At 31.5% G+C, this 25,974-nt stretch carries 27 protein-coding genes and 2 tRNA genes; 21 read left to right on the top strand and 8 right to left on the bottom strand.

Going from position 1 to position 25,974, the window contains the following annotated elements; all coding sequences use genetic code 11:
* Positions 1-792 (bottom strand): LytR/AlgR family response regulator transcription factor, encoded by a 792-nt coding sequence (locus tag AAFU52_RS17930; RefSeq protein WP_438422918.1) that lies wholly within the window; start codon positions 790-792, stop codon positions 1-3.
* A gap of 277 nt (positions 793-1,069) precedes the next feature.
* Between AAFU52_RS17930 and AAFU52_RS17935 the strand changes: the two genes are divergently transcribed.
* From AAFU52_RS17935 to AAFU52_RS17960, 6 genes are all read left to right on the top strand, one after another.
* A complete protein-coding gene (locus tag AAFU52_RS17935; RefSeq protein ID WP_438422920.1) occupies positions 1,070-2,308 on the top strand; it encodes a hypothetical protein in 1,239 nt (412 codons plus the stop codon).
* A gap of 1 nt (position 2,309) precedes the next feature.
* On the top strand, positions 2,310-2,762 hold the full coding sequence (locus AAFU52_RS17940) for a GNAT family N-acetyltransferase (protein WP_438422921.1): 453 nt from the start codon (positions 2,310-2,312) through the stop codon (positions 2,760-2,762).
* Between the two features lie 196 nt (positions 2,763-2,958).
* Positions 2,959-3,741, top strand: coding sequence for a helix-turn-helix domain-containing protein (locus tag AAFU52_RS17945; RefSeq protein WP_438422923.1), 783 nt, complete (start codon positions 2,959-2,961; stop codon positions 3,739-3,741).
* 115 nt (positions 3,742-3,856) lie between these two features.
* Positions 3,857-4,777, top strand: a complete 921-nt coding sequence (locus AAFU52_RS17950) for a lysostaphin resistance A-like protein (RefSeq protein ID WP_438422924.1) — start codon at positions 3,857-3,859, stop codon at positions 4,775-4,777.
* A 208-nt stretch (positions 4,778-4,985) separates the two neighbouring features.
* Positions 4,986-5,231: a hypothetical protein gene (locus AAFU52_RS17955; RefSeq protein ID WP_438422925.1), complete on the top strand. Its 246-nt coding sequence runs from the start codon at positions 4,986-4,988 to the stop codon at positions 5,229-5,231.
* 180 nt (positions 5,232-5,411) lie between these two features.
* Positions 5,412-6,155: a sulfite exporter TauE/SafE family protein gene (locus tag AAFU52_RS17960; protein WP_024771139.1), complete on the top strand. Its 744-nt coding sequence runs from the start codon at positions 5,412-5,414 to the stop codon at positions 6,153-6,155.
* A gap of 490 nt (positions 6,156-6,645) precedes the next feature.
* Here the strand turns inward: AAFU52_RS17960 and AAFU52_RS17965 are convergent, their stop codons facing one another.
* Positions 6,646-6,888, bottom strand: coding sequence for a BRO-N domain-containing protein (locus tag AAFU52_RS17965; RefSeq protein WP_438422926.1), 243 nt, complete (start codon positions 6,886-6,888; stop codon positions 6,646-6,648).
* A gap of 220 nt (positions 6,889-7,108) precedes the next feature.
* Between AAFU52_RS17965 and AAFU52_RS17970 the strand changes: the two genes are divergently transcribed.
* The 5 genes from AAFU52_RS17970 (at position 7,109) to AAFU52_RS17990 (ending at position 10,171) form a co-directional block, all read left to right on the top strand.
* A complete protein-coding gene (locus AAFU52_RS17970; protein WP_438422928.1) occupies positions 7,109-7,495 on the top strand; it encodes a hypothetical protein in 387 nt (128 codons plus the stop codon).
* A gap of 150 nt (positions 7,496-7,645) precedes the next feature.
* Positions 7,646-8,245 carry a hypothetical protein gene (locus AAFU52_RS17975; RefSeq protein WP_024771136.1) on the top strand — a complete coding sequence of 200 codons (600 nt, stop codon included), beginning with the start codon at positions 7,646-7,648 and terminating at the stop codon, positions 8,243-8,245.
* A 122-nt stretch (positions 8,246-8,367) separates the two neighbouring features.
* Positions 8,368-8,901, top strand: coding sequence for a flavodoxin family protein (locus AAFU52_RS17980; RefSeq protein WP_024771135.1), 534 nt, complete (start codon positions 8,368-8,370; stop codon positions 8,899-8,901).
* A 20-nt stretch (positions 8,902-8,921) separates the two neighbouring features.
* The gene (locus tag AAFU52_RS17985) at positions 8,922-9,317 is read left to right on the top strand and encodes a DUF302 domain-containing protein (RefSeq protein ID WP_024771134.1); all 396 of its coding nucleotides are present in this window, start codon (positions 8,922-8,924) and stop codon (positions 9,315-9,317) included.
* Positions 9,318-9,499: 182 nt separating this feature from the next.
* Positions 9,500-10,171, top strand: a complete 672-nt coding sequence (locus AAFU52_RS17990; protein WP_438422930.1) for a DUF4332 domain-containing protein — start codon at positions 9,500-9,502, stop codon at positions 10,169-10,171.
* Between the two features lie 133 nt (positions 10,172-10,304).
* Here AAFU52_RS17990 and AAFU52_RS17995 read toward each other — a convergent pair.
* Positions 10,305-10,389 (bottom strand) — tRNA-Ser (locus tag AAFU52_RS17995).
* 172 nt (positions 10,390-10,561) lie between these two features.
* Here AAFU52_RS17995 and AAFU52_RS18000 point away from each other — a divergent pair.
* Positions 10,562-11,620: a M28 family metallopeptidase gene (locus AAFU52_RS18000; protein ID WP_024771132.1), complete on the top strand. Its 1,059-nt coding sequence runs from the start codon at positions 10,562-10,564 to the stop codon at positions 11,618-11,620.
* A gap of 73 nt (positions 11,621-11,693) precedes the next feature.
* Here AAFU52_RS18000 and AAFU52_RS18005 read toward each other — a convergent pair.
* The 4 genes from AAFU52_RS18005 to AAFU52_RS18020 all read right to left on the bottom strand — a co-directional run bounded on the left by AAFU52_RS18005 (position 11,694) and on the right by AAFU52_RS18020 (position 16,073).
* Positions 11,694-11,769, bottom strand: a tRNA-His gene (locus AAFU52_RS18005).
* A 58-nt stretch (positions 11,770-11,827) separates the two neighbouring features.
* Positions 11,828-12,544, bottom strand: coding sequence for a bacillithiol biosynthesis deacetylase BshB1 (gene bshB1, locus AAFU52_RS18010; RefSeq protein ID WP_024771131.1), 717 nt, complete (start codon positions 12,542-12,544; stop codon positions 11,828-11,830).
* A 3-nt stretch (positions 12,545-12,547) separates the two neighbouring features.
* Positions 12,548-13,717: a trans-sulfuration enzyme family protein gene (locus AAFU52_RS18015; RefSeq protein WP_438422932.1), complete on the bottom strand. Its 1,170-nt coding sequence runs from the start codon at positions 13,715-13,717 to the stop codon at positions 12,548-12,550.
* Between the two features lie 121 nt (positions 13,718-13,838).
* The gene (locus AAFU52_RS18020) at positions 13,839-16,073 is read right to left on the bottom strand and encodes a tetratricopeptide repeat-containing hybrid sensor histidine kinase/response regulator (RefSeq protein ID WP_024771129.1); all 2,235 of its coding nucleotides are present in this window, start codon (positions 16,071-16,073) and stop codon (positions 13,839-13,841) included.
* A gap of 279 nt (positions 16,074-16,352) precedes the next feature.
* Between AAFU52_RS18020 and AAFU52_RS18025 the strand changes: the two genes are divergently transcribed.
* The 9 genes from AAFU52_RS18025 to ribB all read left to right on the top strand — a co-directional run bounded on the left by AAFU52_RS18025 (position 16,353) and on the right by ribB (position 24,631).
* Positions 16,353-16,991 (top strand): peroxiredoxin, encoded by a 639-nt coding sequence (locus AAFU52_RS18025; RefSeq protein ID WP_024771128.1) that lies wholly within the window; start codon positions 16,353-16,355, stop codon positions 16,989-16,991.
* 74 nt (positions 16,992-17,065) lie between these two features.
* A complete protein-coding gene (locus AAFU52_RS18030; RefSeq protein ID WP_024771127.1) occupies positions 17,066-17,380 on the top strand; it encodes a thioredoxin family protein in 315 nt (104 codons plus the stop codon).
* Positions 17,361-17,618: a DUF6952 family protein gene (locus AAFU52_RS18035; RefSeq protein ID WP_024771126.1), complete on the top strand. Its 258-nt coding sequence runs from the start codon at positions 17,361-17,363 to the stop codon at positions 17,616-17,618. Before AAFU52_RS18030 ends, AAFU52_RS18035 begins: the two co-directional genes overlap by 20 nt.
* Positions 17,619-17,734: 116 nt before the next feature.
* Positions 17,735-18,235 (top strand): thiol peroxidase, encoded by a 501-nt coding sequence (gene tpx / locus AAFU52_RS18040; protein ID WP_024771125.1) that lies wholly within the window; start codon positions 17,735-17,737, stop codon positions 18,233-18,235.
* Positions 18,236-18,241: 6 nt separating this feature from the next.
* Complete coding sequence (locus AAFU52_RS18045) at positions 18,242-18,610, top strand: diacylglycerol kinase (RefSeq protein WP_024771124.1); 369 nt, start codon at positions 18,242-18,244, stop codon at positions 18,608-18,610.
* Between the two features lie 67 nt (positions 18,611-18,677).
* On the top strand, positions 18,678-21,179 hold the full coding sequence (locus AAFU52_RS18050) for an FtsK/SpoIIIE family DNA translocase (protein ID WP_024771123.1): 2,502 nt from the start codon (positions 18,678-18,680) through the stop codon (positions 21,177-21,179).
* Positions 21,180-21,234: 55 nt separating this feature from the next.
* Positions 21,235-21,870: a LolA family protein gene (locus tag AAFU52_RS18055; protein ID WP_438422934.1), complete on the top strand. Its 636-nt coding sequence runs from the start codon at positions 21,235-21,237 to the stop codon at positions 21,868-21,870.
* 116 nt (positions 21,871-21,986) lie between these two features.
* Complete coding sequence (locus tag AAFU52_RS18060; protein WP_438422935.1) at positions 21,987-23,432, top strand: LptF/LptG family permease; 1,446 nt, start codon at positions 21,987-21,989, stop codon at positions 23,430-23,432.
* 77 nt (positions 23,433-23,509) lie between these two features.
* The gene (gene ribB / locus AAFU52_RS18065) at positions 23,510-24,631 is read left to right on the top strand and encodes a 3,4-dihydroxy-2-butanone-4-phosphate synthase (protein ID WP_438422936.1); all 1,122 of its coding nucleotides are present in this window, start codon (positions 23,510-23,512) and stop codon (positions 24,629-24,631) included.
* 15 nt (positions 24,632-24,646) lie between these two features.
* On the opposite strand, the gene AAFU52_RS18070 is transcribed toward ribB, so the two are convergent.
* Positions 24,647-25,852, bottom strand: a complete 1,206-nt coding sequence (locus tag AAFU52_RS18070; protein ID WP_438422937.1) for a DegT/DnrJ/EryC1/StrS family aminotransferase — start codon at positions 25,850-25,852, stop codon at positions 24,647-24,649.
* Positions 25,853-25,974 lie beyond the last annotated feature (122 nt).

A 25,974-nucleotide genomic window follows, 5' to 3' on the forward strand; every position in this document is an offset into this window, starting at 1 on the left:
TTAAGAATTCTTAATATCAATTTTCTTTAAAAAAGAGGCTTTATATGTTTTTGTTAAAGAGAATGACTTTCCATCATTCATAGTAATGCTATAATCTCCCATACCTTCTCCGATAACCTCTTTAATTTCTTTTAATCTTAGGATAGTTGACCTGTTTATACGAATAAATTCTTTTGGGTCCAATTTTTTAATAAACTCACTCATAGAAATTCGATACACATGTTTTTGATCCGAATACGTAAAGATTTCGGCATAATATGCAGATGAAATGATATATTTTACAGTACTGGTCTCAACAAAATAATACTTCTTACCAAGTTTTAAAACAATTCGCTCTAAGTATGTATTACGCTCTTCTAAGATACTTGTTTCTTCATTTTTTAGAAATTGAATCAAGCTACTCATTTTTGATGTAAAAATTTCTTTTTCATTCAATTTAATACGATTAATTCCTCTATGTAAAGCATCAAAGAATCTATCTTTTTTAAAAGGTTTTAATAAAAAGTCAATGGCTTGTACTTCAAATGCTTTTACTGCAAAACTATCAAAAGCAGTCACAAAAATGATATTAGGAATATATTCTGCATGTACCTCTTTTAGCACATCAAAACCTGTCATATCTGTCATTTGTATATCTAAGAAAACAAGATCAGGTTCTAACTTAAGAATAAATTGTATTGCTTCCTTACCAGAAGATGCTTCAATAATAGAATCTGTTACTTCGGCTTCTGTAATTAATTTTAAAATCCTTTTTCTAGCCAAAGCCTCATCATCAACAATAAGTATTTTCATAATAATGAATCTAGATAAGTATATCGTTTTTTATGCCGTTCATAATTTAAACTTTTAATTCATAGTATCAAATCATTTTTTATACAGACCGAAGTATAAAATTGACTGTAAGTAAACGAAACGTTTATCAAATTGTCAAAAAAATGATATTTACAAACCATTTCATGATATTTTCACCTAATTATTTACACAGTAATTTATCATATTTGATCTATAAATTATCAAAAAATAACCTCTAGAAATATTAGAAGATGTTTTTACAAAAAGTATAAAGACCATGAAACTTAAAATATTAGCAATCATATTTTTTTCGACCGTAACCGGCTATACGCAAAGCTTAAATGAACTCTACAAGAAGAGTGTAGAAGCTTATAAAAATAAAAATTATGAAGCATTCGAAAAACTTAATTTAGAAGCCTTGGAATTACATCCTTCACAGCCTACAATATTGTTTAATTTAGCAGCTTCTTATGCTCTTAATAGTAAGAATAAGCAATCTTTTGAGCTTTTGAGTACTTTATTGAGTTGGAATGCCAAACTAAAATTTGAGGATGAAGATTTTAAAAACCTTTTAGAAGAGGAAAAGTTTACAAACGATTTAAAGAAAAAAGCCTCCTTTTTTTCAACTCAAAAAGAATCAAGCTCTGTTTTTTTCGAAGTACCAGGTAAATACCATATCGAAGACATAGTGGTAATAGAAGATATTGCTTACCTAACAGATGTGAGAAATGGACTTGTCATTACATATAATCTAAAAACTAAAAAATCTAAAGAATTTCTATCATTAGCAGGCTCTGCTTTTGCAATTATAAAAGGAGTGGATAAGAACTCTATTTGGGTATCATCATCTATGTTTCCGAACTATAGTAAATATGATAAAGAGCAAAATAATAAGTCATTTGTTTATAAGATAAACACCAAAAATGGAAATGTGATTGCTAAAATAGAAATACCGGAAGAAGCTGTTATTGGGAGTATGGTGTTAGCTAAGAATAATAAAATCTATGCGACTAATTCGGTATCACCAAAAATATTTGTAATAGATACCTATAAAGCAATACTCGAAAATTCTTTTGAAATTGAAGAAGCTTTTAACCTACAAGGGATAACACTTGATAATACACATGAATATGTGTTTATAGCCGATTATATAAAAGGAATCATGAAATTAAGTTTAGCTGATTTTTCAAATAGAAAGTGGTATGAATCCAAAGAGTATTTATTAAAAGGAATAGATGGTTTAAGTTATATTAATGATAAAACATTGATAGCCATTCAAAATAATTCGAACCCAAAAAAGGTAGTAAAGCTTAGTATAGATTCTAATAAGGTAACTAAAGTAGAAATTTTGGATAATGCATTACCGTATAAAGGAGAGCCTACTAATGGTAAATTCTATAAAGAAATGGGGTATCTTTATATTTCGAATAGTCAATGGCCTTTTTATGATAAAAAGAATACCCCATTAATAGAGCAATGGGAGCCACAAAGAATAAGAATTTTCAATACCCTTTAAAATGCTTGAAGAGCAAATTATTAGATATACAGAAGAGCAGTTGCCCGAAATCAAGAGCATATTTTTTCTAAATGTTCCTAAGTATTTTGCAAAAAAAGAGTGGGACGATTTTACAGCGTATTTAAAATTGCATAGTACTACATATTTTCTTGCAAAGAATGAAAATAAAATGATTGGTTGCGGTGGATATCATAAAAGTACTCCAGATACAGCAAGGCTTTCGTGGGATTTTATTCACCCAGAGTTCAAAGGTAAAGGCATAGGGAGAAAAATGATTTCACATTGTATTGAAGAGATAAGAAAAGATCCAGATATACATAATATTGAGGTTTGGACTTCACAACATGCCTATCAATTTTATGCCAAATTTGGATTAGAAACATACCATATTGAAGAGCATTATTGGGAAAAAAACCTACATCTTTATAAAATGAAGTCGAGAAAAGAGTTTTAATAAGATACAATGAATATAATATGATACTCCTAAGAGGTACTACAAGGAGGTTCTGTTTTTTTCGGGATAAGAATTTGAAATTAAAAAGAAACAAAGTTTGTGTAGTTTAAAGTAACATAATTGACCTTAAATCGTCATTTATTATAGAAAGAACACCCTTTTTTATCTGCAAGTGATAATTAAAACTATACTTTAAATGAAATTGAAATACAATAACTTTTTAGGAACATCGTCGGATAAATTTCATTCAAAATATTGTACTGTATCATTAGTAAACTATACAAAGCCCGTTTCAGAAGATTGGCATTCTCATGAGAATATTCATATGTCATTAATTCTCCAGGGAGGTAATCTAGAGTCTAGAAAAAAAGAGGATGTCCAGGTGTCTGAGGGAAAAATAATGGTTTATAATGAAGGGGAGTTGCATCGCAATCGATTTACTGCATTTCCATCAAAAAATCTTAATCTAGAACTACAAAAAGAATTCTTCTCTGTTAATGATTTAGAATTTATTAATTTGAATTTGTCCCTAACAAAAAACAGTGGTGCATATTTAGATTTTATAAAAATCTATCATGAGTTGTGTATTAATGATTACTATACAAGCGATTCTATCGACCTTTCCTTAAAATCATTGTTTGCTATGAACAATGAATCTTCGTTTATGCCTTCTTGGATAAAACGACTAAGAGAAATAATCGAGGACCGTTGGGACGAGTTTATCTCTTTGAGCGAATTAGCGCTAGAACTTAATGTTCACCCTGTTACAATTTCAAAATACTTTAAAAAATATTACAATGGTACTTTGGGGGATTATATGAGGAAAATTAAAGTTAAAAAAGCATTACACTTTTTACTTTATACAGATATGTCGATTACAGAAATAGCTTTTACTTGTGGCTTTTCTGATCATAGCCATATGATAAGAGTATTTAGAATTTATGTTGGTTTTAATCCTAAAAAGATTCGTCAATTCTAAAATTTCTATTTGACTAATACCATTCTATTTTTTTAGCATTATCAGACTTAATTTGCGATTAATTAAATAACTAAAATAATTCCTTTTAAGAGTTATTTTAAATTAAGTCTTACATATGAACAAAATTATCTTCAATTCTAAAAATAAGGTACGGCCAATATGGCGTTTACTACTTTTTCTATTCATAACTTTTGCAATTAATATCCCGTTACAAATTGGGTTACAAAAAATCCTAGATCAAAGCCTTTTTCGTGGATATATATCTGGTTCAATATATTTTGTATCTGTTCTTTTGAGTTTATTTGTTCAAATAAAATACCTTGACAAATCATCTTTTGAAAAATATGGATTAAAACTTAGTAAAAAATGGGTGCAAGAGTTCTTTGTCGGTTGTGCCTTTTCATTGCTTCAACTATCTCTGTTTTTTCTGATAATGTATCTAACGGGTAATTTAAAGATTGTTGATTATTTTACAACTCAATCATCTGACTTCACATTTATTGAAGGTTTCCTTTCTGAAGTGTTTAGTCTGATTATTGGGACTTCTGTTGAAGAGATATTTTTTCGAGCTTTTCTGTTCTATATACTATATGAAGTTTTACGTAACGTAAAAAAAGACCCTGCAAAAAGAGCTATACTCGTTCTTTTTATTATTTCTATAGTATTTGGTATTGCTCATATGGATAATGAAGGAGCAACTTTTGTTTCGACTATCAATTTAGGTCTTTACGGAATTATATTATGCCTTCCGTTTTTGATAACTGGCCGATTAGGGATGTCAACCGGAATGCATTTTTCATGGAATCTGGTGCAAGGAGTCTTTTTTGGTTTTGCAGTTAGCGGCAATAGTACAAAAGTATCCATAATTAGTGTGGATGTGTCTAACAATGCTTTAACTGGTGGAGTTTTTGGACCAGAAGGAAGTTTGCTATTTCTATTTATATGTGTAATTGCTGTAGCACTACTATTATTATGGAAAAAAATTAAAGGATACAGTGCTATAGTTAATCCTTTGCTTATTAAAAATGATATCTGAGATAATTTTTCATCTTTTTTATGGGGTATAAAACTTATTAGGACACTCTTATTTTTCCAGTTATTTTATTTAGTTTCATTACAGTTATTTCATGTAATTCTGAAGATGAAGAATTACAATTTAAAGAATTACAAAATGAATTAATGAAGACAAACCACAGCTAGAAACATCACAAAAAAGAGGAACTACTTACACCATTACTAACTGAATGATGTTTTCAGAATTAAATGCTGTATTGGCTTTGGGAAGTAGCGGAGATACGGTTGAAGTTGAAGCTGATACTTATACTATTAGCGGAAGATTAAATTTTAGAGATCGTGTTTACATAAAGGGGAAAACTTCAACAGTACCTATTTTTGATGCTCGAACCACTTCGCCTTCTAAAATATTTGAACAGTATATAGCAGTAAAGAAAGACAATATTGATATATGGTATTCAGTTTCGAAATATTAGATTAAAGTTTGTGAATGCTAAAAACCCCAAATTTTGGTATTGTATATTTGATTATGGCAAACGTAAATAAGGGACAAATAAAGGCTATATAAATGATGCATATATTCAGTTAAATAGCTGTACAAATACATAGTCTCTAATTATAGTTTAAAATACATTTAAAATATTTAATTGAAGCTTATGTTAAGTAAATACCTTCCCGTTTTTGTAATCTTAGCGATCCTTTCAGAAATACTGGGAACCGTTGGCGGTTTTGGTTCCTCAGTATATTTTGTTCCAATTGCAAATTTCTTTCTTGATTTTCAATCTGTTTTAGGTATTACTGCTTTATTTCATTTATCGAGTAATGTTTCAAAAATTGCTTTATTCAAAAAAGGTTTTGATAAAAAAATAGTATTGACTTTAGGTATTCCGGCAATCCTTTTTGTTTCAGTAGGAGCACATTTTAGTAAATATCTGGATCCCAAAATGCTAACATACTTCCTTGGGATTTTCCTGATTTCCCTAAGCTTATTGTTTTTACTATTTAAACAACTTAGAATAAAACCTAAAACAGGAAACGCAATGTTGGGAGGTTCTCTATCTGGATTAAGCGCAGGGCTTTTAGGAACAGGTGGAGCAATAAGAGGGATAACTTTGGCAGCTTTCAAGATGGATAAAGAAAAATTTATTGCAACATCAGCGATAATTGATCTTGGTGTAGATTTTAGTAGAACAATTGTTTACTACTATAATGGCTATATGCATTCACATGATCTGTATTTAGTTCCTATTTTGATTGTTGTAAGTGTTGTAGGCACATGGATTGGAAAAAAGATTCTTAATAAAATATCTCAAGAACAATTTAGAAAATTTGTACTTTTTCTTATTTTGGGAATCGGAATAGCTAGTGTAATATCAAATTTCTTATTTAATCAATTTTGATAAGTATTTTAAGGCTTCTTTATCTCGTCTTTCAAAATATACATATGCATGTTCAGGTAACCAATATTTGTCAATAAAATCTATAAATATGGGTAGCAAATGATTTCTGTATTGTTTTACTTCTATTTCTTTACCATTTGGTAATCGATGAAGGTATGTTTTAAATTCACGATTATATTGTGGGAACTTTTCTTCAAGATGTTTTTCGAAATGAAGAGAAACACTAATATCGGGTCTTATTTCTTTACCGTCTAAAGCTTTGTTGGGTAGAATATAACCTTCTTGTTCAAACCGCCCATATAATCTAATAAAAAGCTCGCTTAATATTGAAAAATACCCAGAAGATATACGATCCCAATTGTCATTAAACCGGATTACAAAATTAGGTATTTCTAGCCGTTTTGTAGTGTAATACCCTCTAATTCGTATTAGTGGTAATACCTGATTAGTAACCCATTTCCTAAATTTTTTGGCACTGCCTGTAGTACTCTTAAAAAATTAAAGAATACAAACCGCTTTCAGAAATCAGGTTCGCATTTTTTTGAACTCCATTATGAAATATTTCGGTAGCAAAACGTTCTTCTATGTCCAGTGTACTCCACACTTCATTTGGATTTCCTAACTCCAGTACATCCACTACCTCATCAACTATAAACCAGATTTGATTGTTGATTTCTACAGATGTTAGCTGCTGAAAATAATTAGTTTCTTTTTTTACTATTCCTGTTTTCATCATGGTGATTTTCAAGAGAAATAAAAATAATCGCATATAGATTATCTCACTATGATAATTATCAGGTTTTGTAATCTTTAAAAAAATAGTATAGCATCTGACTTATGAGCGAATTTTAAAAATTAAACTTCAATTTTATAGATTGTTCTTATGATATTGGTCATATTAAAAAAGAAGTGTAGTCCTTATATTTGAGATATAGATCATATAAAAATTTATTATGGACACATCTATGTTTTTAGCAAAATTTTGGGGCTGGTATTTAATTATATTTTTTTTCATATTGAGCTTTAATCCCAACAGGATTAAACAGATTTTTGAGGACCTGAAGGACCAAAAATTTGTAATTGTAACTTCGTTTGTAGCGATTATAGTAGGATTACTCAATATCCTTTTTCATAATATATGGGAACCAAACTGGAAATTTATCGTCACTGCTATAGGTTGGATTTCATTAGGTATAGGTTTGCTGTTATTTATCTTTCCGAAAGGAACCGCTAAATGGTTAGAGTTTATTAATATAAAATTGGTACAAGTGCTATACATACTACTATTTTTAACAGGGATTCTCTTGTTAAATGCAGGGTATGAGATAGTTCCGTATTAATCTTTTAAAAAGATTGAAGGAGTAAGAGGCTAGTGAGTTTACTGTTACTTTGAAGAAAGAAATAAAAAACATTAACAAAGTAAAGTCATATATAACCACTATCGCTGATTAAAAAACTCTGTTTCAATAAAAAAAACATAGTTACTGATAATGAAAAGAGGAAAAAGGATGATGACGAATATTCTGGTGATATTAGGATCAACGTTGATTGTTTGGATAGTGCTTACTGTTGTTGTGGGTAAAAAAGGACCTGAGAAAGTTGCTGTTATAGGGATGCCTAACGCCGGTCACAAGGCGCTGATCGTATATGATCCTGATCCGATTTATAACCTTGATGAAAAGATAAGTAAATCGTTTGCAGAAGGCTTATCCGAGAAAGGTTGGGTCTCAAAAGTAGTGACAGTTGCTGCTGCTAAAAATTTTGAAAAGGAGTTTTTTGACTTATATGTGTTCTGTGCGAATACTTATAATTGGGCTCCTGACAGAGCAATTCGCAATCATATAAAAAATAATGATTACTTACAAGGAGAGCATGTAGTTGCTATTACCTTAGGTAGTGGCTCTACAAAAAGATCCCAACGTTTGCTTGAAGATCTGATCAAACAAAAAGACGCTATACTTATTGATTCAAGAACATTTTGGTTAATGAAACCTAACACTGAATCAAAAACAAAAAGATCGAATAGTAAAATCGCTGTAGAAAAAGCAAATAATTTTGGAAAAGAAGTAGCTGAAAGAATTAAAAAATAATCCAAAATATTTATGGTTTTTACTATTTGATCTATAATTGGTTAGCTGTCTTTTTTTTTGTTTTTACAGTTACCGAAATTTAAGTTGCTTTTTAAATAATTCTTATACAAAATAGTGCTGTAATGAAAACTCTTATCGTTTACTTTTCCTTTTCTGGAAATAATGAATTACTGGCCAAAGATCTAACCAAAGACCTGGAAGCCGATCTATTGCAGATCACCGAGTCCAAAAAACGAGGGATGTTCAAGGTTATATTGGACATGTTATTTAATCGTTTTCCCAAGATCAATGAACTGGATATCTTATGGAGTGACTACCATCATATCGTTTTGATAGCCCCAATCTGGAACTATATCATAGCTCACCCAATGAAAACCTTTATCAAAAAAAATAAAGAACATCTAAAAAACTATTCATTTATAACACTTTGTTCGGGGCGTGATACACAAAAAGAAAAGATAGCAGCTCAATTAAAAAAGTTGGCAAGCTATGAGCCTAAAGTTGTTATAGAATTAGAAACCAGAACATTCATTACCTCAGAACAAGAGAGTAAAGGAGCTTATAAATTAACTAAAGAAGATGTACAGAAGCTAAAAAAAGAAGAGGCGTACCATAAATTTTTAGAAACATATGTAGCCAAAAAAGAAACTGTATAAACATTATAAAAACAAAAAAAATGAATTATCATATCACCACTATATTAAAAAATGTCTCTTTTGATGAAGCTACTGAAAAAGTGATTCATGAATTAAAAAATGAAGGTTTCGGGATATTAACAGAAATAGATATGAAAGCTACTTTAAAGAAGAAGTTGAATGTAGATTTCTATAACTACAAAATTTTAGGAGCTTGTAATCCTTCTTTTGCCTATAAAGCATTACAGGCAGAAGACAAAATAGGAACCATGCTTCCTTGTAATGTAATCGTTCAGGAAAAACATAAAGGAATGATAGAAGTATCTGGGGTAGATCCTGCCGCTTCTATGATAGCAGTAGAGAATAAGGACTTGATTGAAACAGCCGAAAAGGTTAGAGAAAAATTGATAAGAGTAATTAGCAGCCTAAAAGAATAGATATTATGGGGATATTAGGAAAAATTATATCTAAGATAATTGATGCCTCTCCTAATGAAATGTCTAATTATTAAAAAGAAATCAATACTTATCTAGCTGATCAAAGTGAAGAGGCTGGTCATAATTATATGGTATTCTTTGCAGAGGTATAAAAACAGAAAGAACATTAATAATTCTATACAATGGGATATGATATTGATTTATCAAAAATTAGCATAGATGATTATAAGAAGATTTTAGAATCTACACATCTTATTCCTAGTTGGAAAGTGCTGAAAGAGAATATAGATTATCTTAATACGATTAAAAAACATGGTATTTGTAATCTGAAAGAACTGCAGCAAAGACTGAAGAAAAAGGATCAACTTCTTGAGTTTTCAAAACAAAGTGGTTTATCAGAACAGTATCTTAATGTACTTCGAAGAATGATCAATGGGTGTCTTCGAAAACCCAATAGGATTAAAGATTTTCCTGAAACTTCTGCAGATGTTGTATTAAAATTAGAAAAAATTGGGATTAAACACACACGTCATTTATTTGATAAAATTATAACCATAGGTGACAGAACTTTACTTTCTAAACAAATAAATATAAATGATGAAGAAATTTTGAGATTAGCCAAATTAACTGATCTATCTAGAATTCGATGGGTGAATCATACTTTTGCTTATGTCCTGTACGAAGCTGGGTATGATGCAGTAGAAAAAATAACAAATACTAATCCAGATCTATTATACAAGAAAATAACAACATTGAATGCAGAAAGAAAGTTTTATCCAGCTCATATTGGTTTAAATGATATGAAAATGCTTGTAGAATGTGCAGAAATGTTACCTCTTGATATTGAATATTAAAAGAAGTGAAAAGAGCAATTACAACATATATTTTAATGTTTTTGATTCGGATGGCTTTCTTTTAAAAGTGTAAAAATTAAAAAGGCCCATAACATTATGTTATGGGCTTTTATGGAATTTAGTAAATTCCTTGCGGAGAATGAGGGATTCGAACCCCCGGAGGTGTGACCCTCAACAGTTTTCAAGACTGCCGCATTCGACCACTCTGCCAATTCTCCAGTGTTTAGTCTCATCAGGTATTCCCTGAATGCGGGTGCAAATATAAAACCTTTTTTAATTCTAAAAAGAAAAATTTTAAAAAATTTTAAGAGTTATTTTCTTTTAAGAAAACATTCGCATATTCATATGGGATGAATTGAGTATATTGTACATCTTTAATTAAATAATTTCATGAAAAATACTATAATACTAGTCAGCTCATTTATAGTCTGTTGTTGTGGAACCTCTCAAAATTCTACACCTACTAATCCAAAGATAGATTCACATACTAGTGTGAATACAGAATTAACTGCTGTTACTTATGCTGAAAGCATTACTGCCAAAGAATTAAAAGAATATTTATACGTTTTTGCTAGTGATGATTTCGAAGGGCGTGATACAGGAGAACCAGGTCAGAAAAAAGCTGCAGAATATTTAAAAAAACAATATCAAAGAATGGGTATTCCTTCTCCTTTAGGTGGAGATGATTACTACCAGGAAATACCCGAAAGTTATTTTAGAGGAGGCATTAAATCTTCAGAGAATGTATTGGCGTTTATTGAAGGTACAGAAAAACCTGATGAGATTGTCGTGATTTCTGCTCATTATGATCATGTAGGAACCGATGAAAAGGGTAATATTCATAATGGTGCCGATGATGATGGTTCTGGAACCGTAAGTTTATTAGAAATAGCAGATGCATTTATGAAAGCAAAGAAAGATGGGGTTGGACCAAAGAGATCTATCCTGTTTCTGCATGTTACAGGTGAAGAAAAAGGACTATATGGTTCAAAATTTTATACAGAAAACCCTGTTTTTCCTTTAGAAAATACGGTAACAGACCTTAATATTGATATGATAGGAAGAATTGATAAGAAACATGAGGGAGAGGATAAAAGTAACTATATATACTTGATAGGTAGTGACCGATTAAGTACAGAATTACATGATATTAGCGAAAAAGCAAATACAGAGCATACCAAATTGGATTTGGATTATACGTATAATGCCGAAAATGATCCAAATCGATTTTATTTTAGAAGTGATCATTACAATTTTGCAAAACATAATATTCCGATCATATTTTATTTTAATGGAGTGCACGAGGATTATCATAAACCAACAGATACGCCAGATAAAATAGAATATGAACTTATGACTAAAAGAGCAAAGTTGGTGTTTTATACTGCCTGGGAGGTAGCTAATAGAGCAGAAAGAATTATAGTTGATGGTGCTAAAGAAGGTGAATAACCAGATGTTAAGATAAAAAACACCATTGTGATAAAATAAAAAAGCCCTTGAAAAAGGGCTTTTTAAATTTTAGGGGTGGAAGACGGGATTCGAACCCGCGACCCTTGGTACCACAAACCAATGCTCTAACCAACTGAGCTACAACCACCATTTAATTTCGGGTGCAAAAATAAAGTATTTCTACCTTTCTACAAACATTTTTTTGAATTAAATTAAATCAAAAATAGAATCGACTGCTACATAGCGTTCTACGGTATAGCCTTCGGCATGGTGTACACCTACTATTCGCCCTAAATCGGCAGCACGATACTTTACGCTTTCTATAAAATTCTTACTTGATATAGGAGTAACAGGCTCTTTACTACCTGCATCATAAAATTGAGAGGTATATGCCATTACACTTTCTATCTTTTTATCAATATAGTTACTAATGTCAACTACAAAATCTGGTTCAATATTAGCCCATTGGATATAGTGATACACTTGTTTTGGTCTCCAGGGATCTTGATTCTCGCCATCAAGAGTAGTTTCAATTTTTTTTAATCCCGACAGAAAACAAGCGTCACTAGCTAGCTTACTTCCTTTACCATGATCTATATGGCGATCTATAATTGCATTACAAAGTACAATCTCAGGTTTATATTTTCTTATCTTTTTTATGACCTCTAATTGATGATCCTGATCATTTGTGAAAAACCCATCTTTAAAACCTAGATTTTCACGAGTGACAACTCCTAAGATTTCAGAAGCATTTTTTGCTTCCTGATCTCTAATTTCGGGAGTACCTCTTGTTCCTAACTCTCCGCGGGTAAGATCGAGTATTCCAACTTTTTTACCTCTACTAACTTCTTTGGCTATGGTTCCTGAGCAACTTAGTTCTACATCATCAGGATGAGCTCCTATGGCTAGAATATCTAACTTCATATTTTAATGTTCTAATTCTGGGACTTTTACTTTTTCTATGGCTTGTTGTATATCTTGCATTAAATCTTCTTTTTCTTCTATACCTACGCTAAATCGCACTAATCCATCTTTAATTCCTTGTAAATTTCGTTCTTCTTCGGTAAGTAAAGCATGTGAGGTAAGAGTAGGGGATAGCATGGTGCTTTCGACTCCGGCAAGACTCATAGAGCTTTTAATTAATTTTAATTCTTTTTGAAACTTACTGGCATCCAATCCTTCTTTTAATTCAAAAGATAACATGCCACCATAACCAGTCATTTGTTTTTTTGCAATTTCATGGTCGGGGTGTGATTTTAACCCGGGATAATAGACTGTAGCGATGTCTTCATGCTTTTTAAGCCATTTAGCAAGCTTTAGGGCATTCTTATTCTGGCGTTGTACTCTAATCCCTAATGTTTTTATACTTCTCTCTAACATCCATACTGTAAAGTCACTTAAACTACCGCCAAAGTTCTTAGCAACCTGAAATACTTGATCTATATTTTTTTCGGTAGAAATGACAGCTCCTGCAAGGATATCACTATGGCCTCCCAGGTATTTGGTAGCAGAGTGAATAACAATATCTATACCTAATAGAATTGGGTTTTGATTTACAGGAGATGCAAAGGTATTGTCTATAATAGTAATAATATCATTTTCCTTTGCTAACTCTGCAATAGGTTTAATGTCAATAATTGTGAGCAAAGGATTAGAAGGAGTTTCTATATAAATTACCTTGGTGTTGGGTTGTATTTTTTGTTTAAAACCTTCTGTGGTATGAGAATCTACATAAGAAAATTCTATACCGTGTTTTTCAAACTCTTCATTGATGAGATTAGCAGTTCCTCCATAGAGTGTGCGTTGCAAAACAATATGATCTCCTTTCTGTAAAAATGCAAATAGTGTAGTACTTATTGCTGCCATACCGCTACCAAAAATCAGAGAAGATTCTCCTTTTTCGAGCTTAGCTATTTTTTTGCATAATGCTTCTTGATTGGGAGTATTAAAATATCTCGGATAACGTTTTACATCTACATCTTCAAAAGCATAAGAGGTAGACATATATATCGGTGATATAGCTCCTTTAAATTGTTCATCTTTGATTTCGCCAAGGTGAGTGCAGATGGTATTAAATCCCATGTTTTTTGTGTCCATAATGAATGCGGTAAATCTTATAGTTATCGCATCTAAATTAAGATTTTCAGAAGAAATCAAATAAGATTTAACAGATTAAATGATAGATATTACAGATTTCGTTTCGCCTTTTTTAACTTGGCTATATCATTTTTACTTTTGAGATGTTTCTCATTATTGTCTGGAAGAATTGTTGAGTATCATAGGGTTTAATGATTACATCATTCATGCCTACTGATAAAGCTTGATTTCTTATTTCTCCTTCTTCAACAGCTGTTAATGCTATAATTGGAATAGTGGTATTAAAAGTTCGTACTACTTTGGTGGCTTCAAGGCCATTCATTTCGGGCATATTTATATCCATTAATACCAAATCAAACTTTTCATTTTTTAACATTTCGATTGCATCCATACCATTGTTTGCAATACTACAAGTGTATCCTTTCTTTTTTAGGATATTTTGAGTAACAATTTGATTTATTTTATTGTCATCTACAATAAGAACATAGAAATTGCTTGTTCCGATACTTAGATTCTCTCCTGTTTTTAATGAAATCTCTTGTTCTTTTACAGCTTTTTCATAAAATAGATCAAAATAGAATTCAGATCCCTGATTTTCTTTACTCTTTATATGAATTTCACTATTATGAAGATGAATTAGTTTCTTAACAATTGCCAATCCTAATCCTGTACCTTCATATTCTTGATTTTCGTTCTTTACCTGAGCAAAATTGTCAAAAATTGTCTGTTGCTTATTTTTAGGTATTCCTATTCCATCATCTCTAACAATAAAGCGTAAAGCATAGTTATCATCCTTATCATCGATACATTTTACACTAACCCAGATGTTTCCATCTTTGGTGAATTTAAGCGCGTTACCGATCAGGTTAATTAGTATTTGTGATAATCTTACCGAGTCTCCAAGTAAAGTAGCGGTTATTTTTTTGTCTATATCAATATGAACAGTATTGTTGTTGCTCTTTTGTTTGGTATGAAGAGAATTAACAATTCCTTCGATTAGTGTTTTGATATCAAAAGAAACCTTTTCGAGTTTAACTTCATTAGTTTCTATTTTACTTAATTGTAAAACATCATTAATTAAAGCCAAAAGGTAATCACCAGAAAATTTTAAAGATTCTAGATATTCATTGGTCTTCTTTTTGTCAGGGTCTTCCATCAATAAAGAGGTAAGCCCAATTACACCGTATAGAGGTGTTCTAAGTTCATGACTTACAGTAGAGATAAACTGGGATTTTAAAGTAGATACTTGCTCTGCAGTCTCTTTGGCACCTATTAATTCCTTGTTTTTGTCAATAAGATCATTGTTAAGCCTTTTCTTTTGTATATTATTTTTATAGGAACTAATTAAGAAAGCTAATGATATTAGAATCAAGATGATGCCTAGGATAATACTGATTCTCCATTTTACAACTTCTGATTCACTTTCTTTTTTTTCTGATTCTGCCTTTTTTGCTCTTTTTTCAAAAATATCAACCTCGTACTTAATATTAGCACGTCTCAGCTCTTTTAGTTTCTTATGGTTATTAGCTTGTAATATATTTTGAAATTGTTTTTTCTGATAACTGTATGCTTTTTGATAATCATCTTGTTTAACATATAGACCAGATTTGGTTTCATAGGCCGAGGCTAACTCTTCATAATATCTAGAAATAAGTTCATCATTATTTTTCTTATTTTTAGTCTCGCCAATGGCATATGATATTGCCTTATCTGTATATTCTTCTGATTTTTTAAATTTTCGTACACTTAGGAAGTATTTTCCTAAAAGACTATTTAATTTGGTTTTATCAAGGTTAGAAGACTTTTGATGAATCAATTTTCTTGCAGGTGCGAGGTATTCATAAGAACTGTCAAAATCATTTCTGGAAATATAATATTCTCCAAGATTTAATAATGGGCGTATCATTCTTATGGTATCTTTTAATCGTACTGCAAACTCATAAGATTTTTTGTAATAACCAACTCCTTGTTTACGTGTAAGGTTGTGTTTGGTGTATACTCGTGCAAGGTTATTATAAAGATCTGTCTCTAATACTTCGCTCTTTGAACTTCGGGCATAGGTTAATGCCCTTCTGTAATATCTTCTTGCTTCATTATCATCTTCGCTAGTTTCGTAATTTTTGGCAATAATATTATTGATATACCCAAGACTTTTGTCATCATTATTGTATTGCGCATAATGAAGTGCAGCTTGAGCTATTTCCAATGATTGCTCGTACTTGTATTCTTCCTGTAATTTTTCAGCCTTTTCAATATAACTTTGAATACTATCAGAAGTTATAGAAGATTGAGATTGTACAGTAAGACTAAAGCTTACTAAAAATATTACTATTATATGTTGAATAAAATTTTTCAACGTTCAATAATTCTTGGTTTATTTACGTTGACGAAAATACAAAAATAGATTTAACATAGTGTAATTCACCGTAAAAAAAGTGCTATTTATCCGTAATTTTTGTAGGTAATTAGATGTTTGTGTAGGAATTTGATTCGTTTTATAAGAAATCTTTCTATGATTAGAAAAAACTATTTAAATATAAATAATTAAAATTATACAGTAATTATTGTTCTATAAGTAGGTGTATATTTGCATTGTCAAAAAATTAATCAATTATAAATTTTAAAAAGTAAAAAAATGGCATTTGTAGGTAAAAAATTCCCAAATCTGGACGTTGATGCAATGAACGATATGGGAGATACTTTTAAGCTTAATGTTTTAGAAGAAGCTAAAAATAAAAATAAAAAAGTACTGCTTTTTTGGTACCCTAAGGATTTTACATTTGTTTGCCCAACAGAACTGCATGCTTTTCAAGAGGCTTTAAATGAATTTGAAAAAAGAAATACGATTGTGATTGGAGCTTCTTGTGATACTCCAGAAGTTCATTTTGCATGGTTAAATACTTCTAAAGATAATGGTGGTATAGAAGGAGTTACATATCCAATTCTTGCAGATTCTAATCGTAATCTTTCTAGTACATTAGGTATCCTTGATATTACAAATGAAACTTATAATGAAGAAACTGGAGTTGTAACTGTAGAAGGTGATAATGTAACGTATAGAGCGACTTATTTAATCGATGAAGAAGGTACAGTTTTTCATGAAGGAATAAACCATATGCCTGTTGGTCGAAATGTAGCTGAGTTTTTAAGATTGATCGATGCATATGCGCATGTACAAAAAAATGGAGAAGTATGCCCGGCAAACTGGGAAGAAGGAAAAGATGCAATGAACGCGGATAGAAAAGGAGTGGCTTCTTACCTGGCAGCTCATTAATTGACAATCCGAATTAAAAATTTCTCTGGGATTTTTACCCAGAGAAATTTTTTCTAAACTTTAATTCAAATAGTATGGTACAAGAACTAGCAACAGACAATCTTTCACAGCTAATACAGGATAGTGATACTGTGATTGTGCAGTATTCTGCCACTTGGTGTGGTAATTGTCGGATTATGAAACCAAAATTCAAAAAACTGGCCTCAGAAAATAGGGATACAACTTTTGTTATTGTTGATGCTGAGAAATATCCTGAATCCAGAAAACTTGCTACGGTAGATAATCTTCCAACATTTGCTACATTCAAAGGTGGAGCTTTTGTAAATCAGGTTCAAACTAATAAATTTGATATTCTAAAAAATTTGGTAGATGAAGTTACCAGTAATTAAACACCTTACAGGCTTTATCGAAGAAAACGATGAAGATTTTATCGTAGAAACTATTGAAACCCTAGAGGCTTTAACAGAAGTGCCTTCATTAAAAGATGAAGAGTTGGATGTTATAGGAGAACTAATCTCGAATATGTATGGAGCTCTAGAGGTGGATAAAATGATTAAAGAAGGTACTCCAAAAAAAGAAGCCCTAAACAGCTTCATGAAAAGAGTCCTTGGATCTATAGATACCTGAGAAATAAAAAAACCTACTATTACTAAATAGTAGGTTTTTTTATTTTCTAAAAACTTTATTAATATTACAATATAATCTTACTAATTTTATAACTCTTAAAACAACAATCATTTATTATGGCTTCAATAACATTAAAAGGAAATACAATCCACACTAGTGGAAATTTACCAGAAGTAGGACAAAACGCACCAGATTTTGAGATGGTGAATGCTGATTTATCTACTGCAAAATTATCTGATTATAAAGGAAATAGAGTAGTTTTAAATGTTTTTCCTTCTATAGATACCGGAATTTGCGCAGCTTCAGTAAGAGCATTTAATAAGGAAGCAAGCAATTTATCAAACACTAAAGTATTGTGTATATCACGTGATTTACCCTTTGCTCAAGGTCGTTTTTGTGGAGCAGAAGGATTAGAAAATGTAATCAATCATTCTGATTTTAAAACCGGAGAGTTTGGAAAAAACTATGGATTAGAAATTGTAGATGGGCCATTACAAGGGTTACATTCTAGAGCAGTTATCGTTTTGGATGAGAAAGGAACCGTATTGTATACAGAACAAGTGCCAGAAATTGTACAGGAACCAGATTATTCTGCGGCACTAGAAATATTGTCTTAATGCCCTATGAGTAAAGTAATAAAATTTGTGGTTGGCAGATTGCGGGGTTGTGGTTATGCTTTTAAAGGAGCTTTGTTATTGATAAAGACAGAACCAAGTATACAAGTACAGGTTGGTATTGCAATATTAATGACGATATTAGGTTTTTATTTCGAGATTACTTCGATCGAGTGGATTTTACAAATTTTTGCTATTGGTTTGGTAATGAGTATCGAAGGGCTAAATACCACAATCGAAGCAATTGCAGATTTTATTCACCCGGATTTTCATAATAAGATAGGTATTATAAAAGATATAGCCGCGGGAGCCGTTTTTATTGCTGCAATTACAGCTATAATAATTGGATTATTAATTTATATCCCATATTTAGTTTAGAAAATTTTTTAGTCATTTTTACGTTCCAATATAGATATTCGTATTTTTGCGATAAGATACCCAAAAAATGGCCAAAAGAAAGGTAAGTACAAAAAGGAAAACAACAAAAAAACCTAAAACATCACTAAAAGAAAAATTTACGCTATCGAGACAGCAGAAAGTTGTTTTGGGTAGCTTCTTGTTCTTTTTAGGGATAGGATTATTTTTTGCTTTTGTTTCGTTTTTCTTTAATTGGAAAATTGATCAAAGTGAAATATCACAATTTTATAATAGAACATCATCTCCAAAGAACTGGTTAAGTAAATTTGGAGCTACAGTAAGTCATTTCTTTATTTTTAAAGGATTTGGAATTTCTGCATTGATTATCCCTGTGCTAACCTCATTAACAGGAGTGTATTTGTTCTTTGACCTCAACAAAAAAAAGCTATTTGGATTTTGGTTTTGGGGTGGACTAGTCATGCTATGGATATCTATTGTTTTGGGCTTTGTAGAAAAAGATGGGGGATTATTAGCTGGTATTATAGGATATGAAACTAATGACTTTTTAAGAGACTATATAGGTTTTATAGGGACTGTTCTTGTACTTGCCTTTTTTGCAATAGTATATATTGTAGTACGTCTAAGATATACTCCAGAGAAAATATCTGATTCTTTAAAAAATACTCAAAAAGCTATTGCAAAGGATTTTGAAGTAACACCAGAAACAAATAATGGACAAGTAGTATCAACTCCTTCATCCGATACTGATAACTCTAGTTCTAGTATTAAAGAAAAAATAGATTCTATTATTGCTAAATCCAAAGACTTTAATAAAAAGTATGACGAGAAAAAGCAAAAGGAGAAAGAAGAAGCAATCAAAAAAGATAGTAATACCAAAGAGGTTACATTAAATCCTACAATTAATGATTTTTATGGAGATCCGAATAATCAAGATAACGAGGTTCCCGAGAAACTAATTATAAAATCAGAAGATAATCCAGAGGATATTGCAATGGAGGTCGAAACTACAGTAGAAGAAGAAGTAGTTGGAGACCTAAGTGCTAAGCTGGTTAAAGATTTTGGCGAATTTGATCCAAAACTAGAGTTAGGGAACTATAAGTTTCCTGCAATTAGCTTATTAAAAGATTATACTACGCAATCGGGAGGAATTACAATTGATCAAGGAGAGTTAGAAGAAAATAAAAACCGTATTGTAGAGACGCTTAAGAATTATAAAATTGAAATAGCTCAAATTAAAGCTACAGTTGGTCCTACAGTAACATTATACGAAATTGTACCCGAAGCTGGAATTCGAATTTCTAAAATTAAAAACCTGGAAGATGATATTGCATTATCATTAGCAGCGTTAGGGATTCGTATAATTGCTCCTATACCTGGTAAAGGAACCATTGGTATAGAAGTACCAAATAAAAAAGCTACTATTGTATCAATGCGATCTGCAATTTCGTCTTCTAAGTTTCAAAATGCAGAAATGGAATTACCATTATCTTTGGGTAAAACGATTTCGAACGAAACGTTTGTGGTTGATCTTGCCAAAATGCCTCACCTTCTTATGGCAGGGGCTACGGGACAAGGAAAATCTGTTGGACTTAATGCGATACTTACGTCGTTGCTTTATAAAAAGCATCCCGCAGAAGTAAAATTTGTTTTGGTAGACCCTAAAAAGGTAGAACTTACATTGTTTAATAAAATCGAACGACATTACCTGGCCAAATTACCCGATACAGAAGAAGCTATTATTACAGATAATACTAAAGTGATTAATACACTTAATTCTTTGTGTATTGAGATGGATGCCCGATATGACCTGTTAAAACAGGCAATGGTTAGAAATATTAAAGAGTATAATGTAAAGTTTAAAGCAAGAAAGTTAAATCCCGAGAACGGACATAAATTTTTACCATATATTGTACTTGTAGTAGATGAGTTTGCAGACCTAATTATGACTGCAGGAAAAGAGGTAGAAACCCCTATAGCTAGATTGGCTCAATTGGCCCGCGCAATAGGTATACATCTTATTATAGCTACGCAACGACCATCTGTAAATGTAATAACAGGTATGATTAAAGCTAATTTCCCTGCCAGAATAGCATTTAGGGTAACTTCTAAAATAGATTCTCGTACAATTTTGGATACAGGAGGAGCCGATCAATTAATTGGTAGAGGGGATATGTTGTATACACAAGGAAATGATATTGTAAGAATACAATGTGCCTTTGTAGATACTCCAGAAGTAGAACGAATAACAGATTATATTGGTAGCCAAAAAGCATACCCCGATGCACATCTGTTACCAGAATATGTAGGTGAAGAAAGTGGCACAAGTCTTGATATAGATAAAAAGGATAGAGATAAACTTTTTGCTGAAGCTGCAGAGGTAATTGTAACAGCTCAACAAGGATCGGCGTCTTTATTACAAAGGAAATTAAAATTAGGGTACAATAGGGCAGGTAGATTAATAGATCAATTAGAAGCTGCCGGAATTGTTGGTCCCTTTGAAGGAAGTAAAGCAAGACAGGTTTTAGTACCCGATTTAATTTCGCTTCAGCAGTTACTGGATAATGAGTAATGAGCTGATTAATAATATGGTAATGATAATTAGTAATTAAAGAAGAATAAATAAAATGATAAAAAAGGCTATATTTTTACTATTTGTATTAGGCATAAGTACTGCACAAGCTCAAAGTGCCAAAGATCTTTTGGATGAGGTTTCCAAAAAAGTAAATAGCTACACCAATATTGTTATTGACTTTAAATATTCTATTAATAATCAGGCAGAGAATGTTGCTCAGGAAACCAGAGGAGATGTAACATTACAAGGAAACAAGTATCTGCTTAATATCATGGGAACCAAACGTATGTATGATGGTAAAAAGTTACATGTAATTGTCCCAGAAGACGAAGAAATCAATATTTCTTCACAAGATGAAGATGATGGTACCAGTGTGACTCCTTCAAAAATGTTAACTTTTTATGAAGATGGTTATACCTATAAAATGGATATTGTTCAGGATATAAAAGGTAGAAAAATTCAATATGTAAAATTAATACCTATTGACTCAAAAAGTGATTTAAAAGAAATATTGCTTGGTATTGATAAGCAAACAAAGCATATTTACAAAATGATTCAGAAACAAAATAATGGTACTAATGTTACAATTACGGTTAATAGTTTCAAAACTAATCAACCGCTTTCAAAAACATTATTTGTGTTTGATAAATCAAAATATGAAAATTATTATATCAATCGCTTAGATTAGAAACAATAAGACATAAGAAAATACAAAAGTATAGAAAAGAACGGGTGTAAAAATTTACACACGTTCTTTAGTTTTTAATTAATGTATATTTTTAGCGATTAGAAAACAGAAAACGAGTGAAGATTCTAGATAGGTATATTTTAACAACTTTTGTGAAGACATTTTTTCCGCTCTTTGTAATTATTATGTTTATCCTTTTATTGCAAACCATCTGGTTGTTTATATCAGAATTGGCAGGAAAAGACTTGGATTTTTCAGTAATATTGAAGTTTTTGACGTTTGCAACACCTAGATTAATCCCTATGGTTTTGCCGCTTACCATCTTGCTAACGTCTATTATGATTTTTGGGAATTTTGCCGAGAATTATGAATTTGCCGCGATGAAATCTTCTGGGATATCCCTGCAACGAGCTATGAGAACATTATCTGTTTTTATCTTTTTTGTAGGAATAGGAGCCTTTCTATTTTCGAATACAGTAATTCCGTCCTCAGAGAAAAGATTTATAAATCTTCGTAAAAATATAGTTAAAGTAAAACCAGCAATGGTAATAACCCCTAATCAGTTTAATGATCTAGGGGATATAAATATAAAAGTAGCAGAAAAATATGGTGATAATGATGAGTTTCTTAGAGACGTTATCATTCATAAGAAAGCTGCAAGACCTGGTAATTTTACGGTTATAAAAGCAGTAGGAGGAGAGTTGAAAGGTAATATCAATTCTGATTTAATTACTTTGGCCCTCAATGATGGTAATTATTATAAGGAGGTTCAGCAAAACTCTCCTCAAAAAAGAAATAGATTACCTTTTGTCAAAACGCATTTTAAAAAATATGTTCTTAATATAGATTTGTCATCTCTGGATAATGTAGATATGGATGAACAACAATATAGTAAAGGGTATAATATGCTTAATGTTAATGAACTAAAGGATCAGATAGACACAATATCTATTGAAGTTAATAAGAGTGTGAAGAATATGACGGTTGAAATTGATAGAATGATTGGGTTTGAAGGATTAAATAAAAATATAAAAATAATTGATTCTCTTTCAAAAACAAGTAATGATACATTGCATGTAAAAGATCATTTTAATACACTTAAAAAAATACAGATATACCAGATTGCTTCATCTACTGTAGATGGAGTATTAAGAAAACTAAATTCGACGCAAAAAAATCTAAGTTTTAAGAAAAGAGCTCTAAATAAATATGAAATGTCATTGCATGATAAATATGCTTTAGGGATTTCGTGCATTTTATTGTTCTTTGTTGGAGCTCCTTTGGGGGCTATAATTCGTAAAGGAGGGTTAGGATTACCTATAGTTATTGGAGTAGTATTGTTTTTGACATACCATTTTATAGGAATTTTTGCTAAAAATAGCGCAGAAGAAGGTGGGATTCCTCCATATGTAGGCTCATGGCTTTCTACATGTATTATATTTCCGCTAAGTATATTCCTAACATATAGAGCAACTACGGATCAAGGAATCTTTAATATGGATACTTTTATCCAGCCAATAAAGAATTTCTTTGCAAAACGATCTTCTAAATCCAAAAAATAGATTTCTTTTTAAATATCTTTGCCGGTAATAAATTTAAGAGTATGATTATGTCACAAGCAACTAATACCACAAACAAAATGAAACTGAACACCATTCAAGAAGCCATTGAAGATATTCGGCAAGGAAAGGTGATTATTGTGGTAGATGATGAAGATCGTGAAAATGAAGGAGATTTTATTGCTGCTGCAGAGAAAGTAACTCCAGAGATGATCAATTTTATGGCAACCCATGGACGTGGATTGATTTGTGCTCCACTCACAAGAGATCGTTGTGAGGAGTTAAATCTTAATATGATGGTTCAGAACAATACCGTTTTGCACGAAACCCAATTTACCGTATCGGTAGATTTAATTGGGCATGGATGTACAACAGGGATTTCTGTACATGATAGAGCCAAGACTATAAATGCATTGATCCAGGAAGATACAAAACCTGATGACTTGGGAAGACCGGGGCATATTTTTCCGCTTAAAGCGAAAAATGGAGGAGTATTAAGGCGTACAGGGCATACCGAAGCAGCTGTAGACCTTGCAAGACTTGCAGGATTTAAACCAGCAGGGATTTTGGTCGAAATTTTGAACGAAGATGGTACTATGGCGCGTTTACCTCAATTGGTAGAGGTTGCTAAGAAATTCGACCTTAAATTAATATCGATTGAAGACCTTGTAGCTTATCGTATGCAACATGATTCTCTGATCGAGAAAAAAGAAGATTTTGATATTACCACACGTTTTGGAAGTTATAGACTTAGAGCTTATAAGCAAACAACCAATGATCAAGTGCATATTGCCTTGACATTGGGTTCTTGGAAAGAAAACGAACCTGTGCTTACAAGAATTAATTCTACCTTGTTTAATAATGATATTCTGGGAACGCTAACCAATAACGCTGATAAGCGACTGGATGCTATGTTTCAACGTATTAATGCTGAAGGTAAAGGAGCGATAATTTTTATTAATCAAGAAAGTCAATCCCTTAATCTTTTAGGACGTTTAAGTGCCTTAAAAGAAATTCAAAATGGAAAAGATATAGTAAAAGCACCAAAAATTGCCATGGATACTAAAGACTTTGGTATAGGAGCACAGATTCTACATGATATTAATATTCATAAACTACGATTAGTATCTAATACAGTACAACAAAAACGTGTTGGAATGATTGGATACGGTTTAGAAATCGTAGACTATGTTGAGTATTAAAATCTGATATTTATCTTATAGTACACTTTTTACAAGGACACCTTTTAAAGCTTCAACCATTTTTGAAGCTCTATCTGCTACTTCTGTTTCAGTCCAGTTTAATTTGATAAGGCAAGAAATAGTACGCCCCATCCATAGATCACTGGCATCAAATGACCGATTGTTTTTTTGTAACCCTAATTGTATTTCCTGAGATAGTTTACTAAGAGATTTTTGTTCTAAAAGATGTTCCCATTTTTTATAGTAATGCCAGTTATTATCAAACCAATAAAAACAAGCATCTACACCGTTTTCTCCTAAAGCTTTATGTGCTTTTCTGGCAATATCTTCTGTAGGTAAAAATATATTTAAAAATGAATGATTTTCTACTCCTGTTTCTGGAACTCTTCTAAAAGAAACTTCGGGAACTGTTGCTAAAGCATTGCGAAGTATAGTATAGTTTTTTTCCTGGATTGTTAGTGTGTGATCTAATTTTCTTAGCTGTGCAATTCCCACTGCCGCATTTAGTTCGGATAATCTATAATTATATCCTAAAAATGGATGTGTCTCTGCACCGCGATCATTACCAACATGGTCATGACCATGATCTTGGTATTTGTGTGCCCGATCTGCATAGGTTTCAGAATTAGTAATTATACCCCCACCTTCACCACAAGTAATTGTTTTAACATAATCAAAAGAAAAACAACCCAGATCTCCATAACTTCCTAATGGTTTTCCATCGTAAGTGGCTCCGATAGCCTGACAAGCATCTTCTAATAAAATAAGATCGTGCGTATCACAAATTACTTTTAATGCACTAAGATCTGCCATAGATCCACACATATGCACGGGCATGATTGCTTTTGTCTTTGAAGTTATAGATGCTTCAACAGCTTTAGGGTCCAAAGTAAGTGTATCGTCTATATCACATAGTATTGGGGTGGCTCCAACAGATAATATAGCTTCAAAACTTGCTACAAAAGTAAATGTAGGCATAATTACTTCATCTCCGGATCCGATACCAGCACATGTCAATGCAACTGTTAAAGCTGCAGTTCCACTGGATACTACCTGAGCGTATTTGGATTGCATTCTGTTTGCTAAATCTCTTTCTAATTCTAACGCTTTATGATGACCATTTCTCATAGGATCAAATCCATATCGCATTAAAACTCCATTATCTAAAACATCTTGAACTTCTTTTTGCTCTTCAGCACCAAATAACTCAAATCCTGGCATAGGTATAGTGTTAAATTAAAAACTCTTTCCGGCAAAAATACCGAAAAGAGTTTTGATTTTACAGTGGATATACTAGATTTTTTTAATTACGATGATATAGAATAATTTTTATAGAATGAATA

Origin of the sequence: Aquimarina macrocephali (genome assembly GCF_051627225.1) — a bacterium.
Lineage (GTDB): Bacteria > Bacteroidota > Bacteroidia > Flavobacteriales > Flavobacteriaceae > Aquimarina > Aquimarina macrocephali.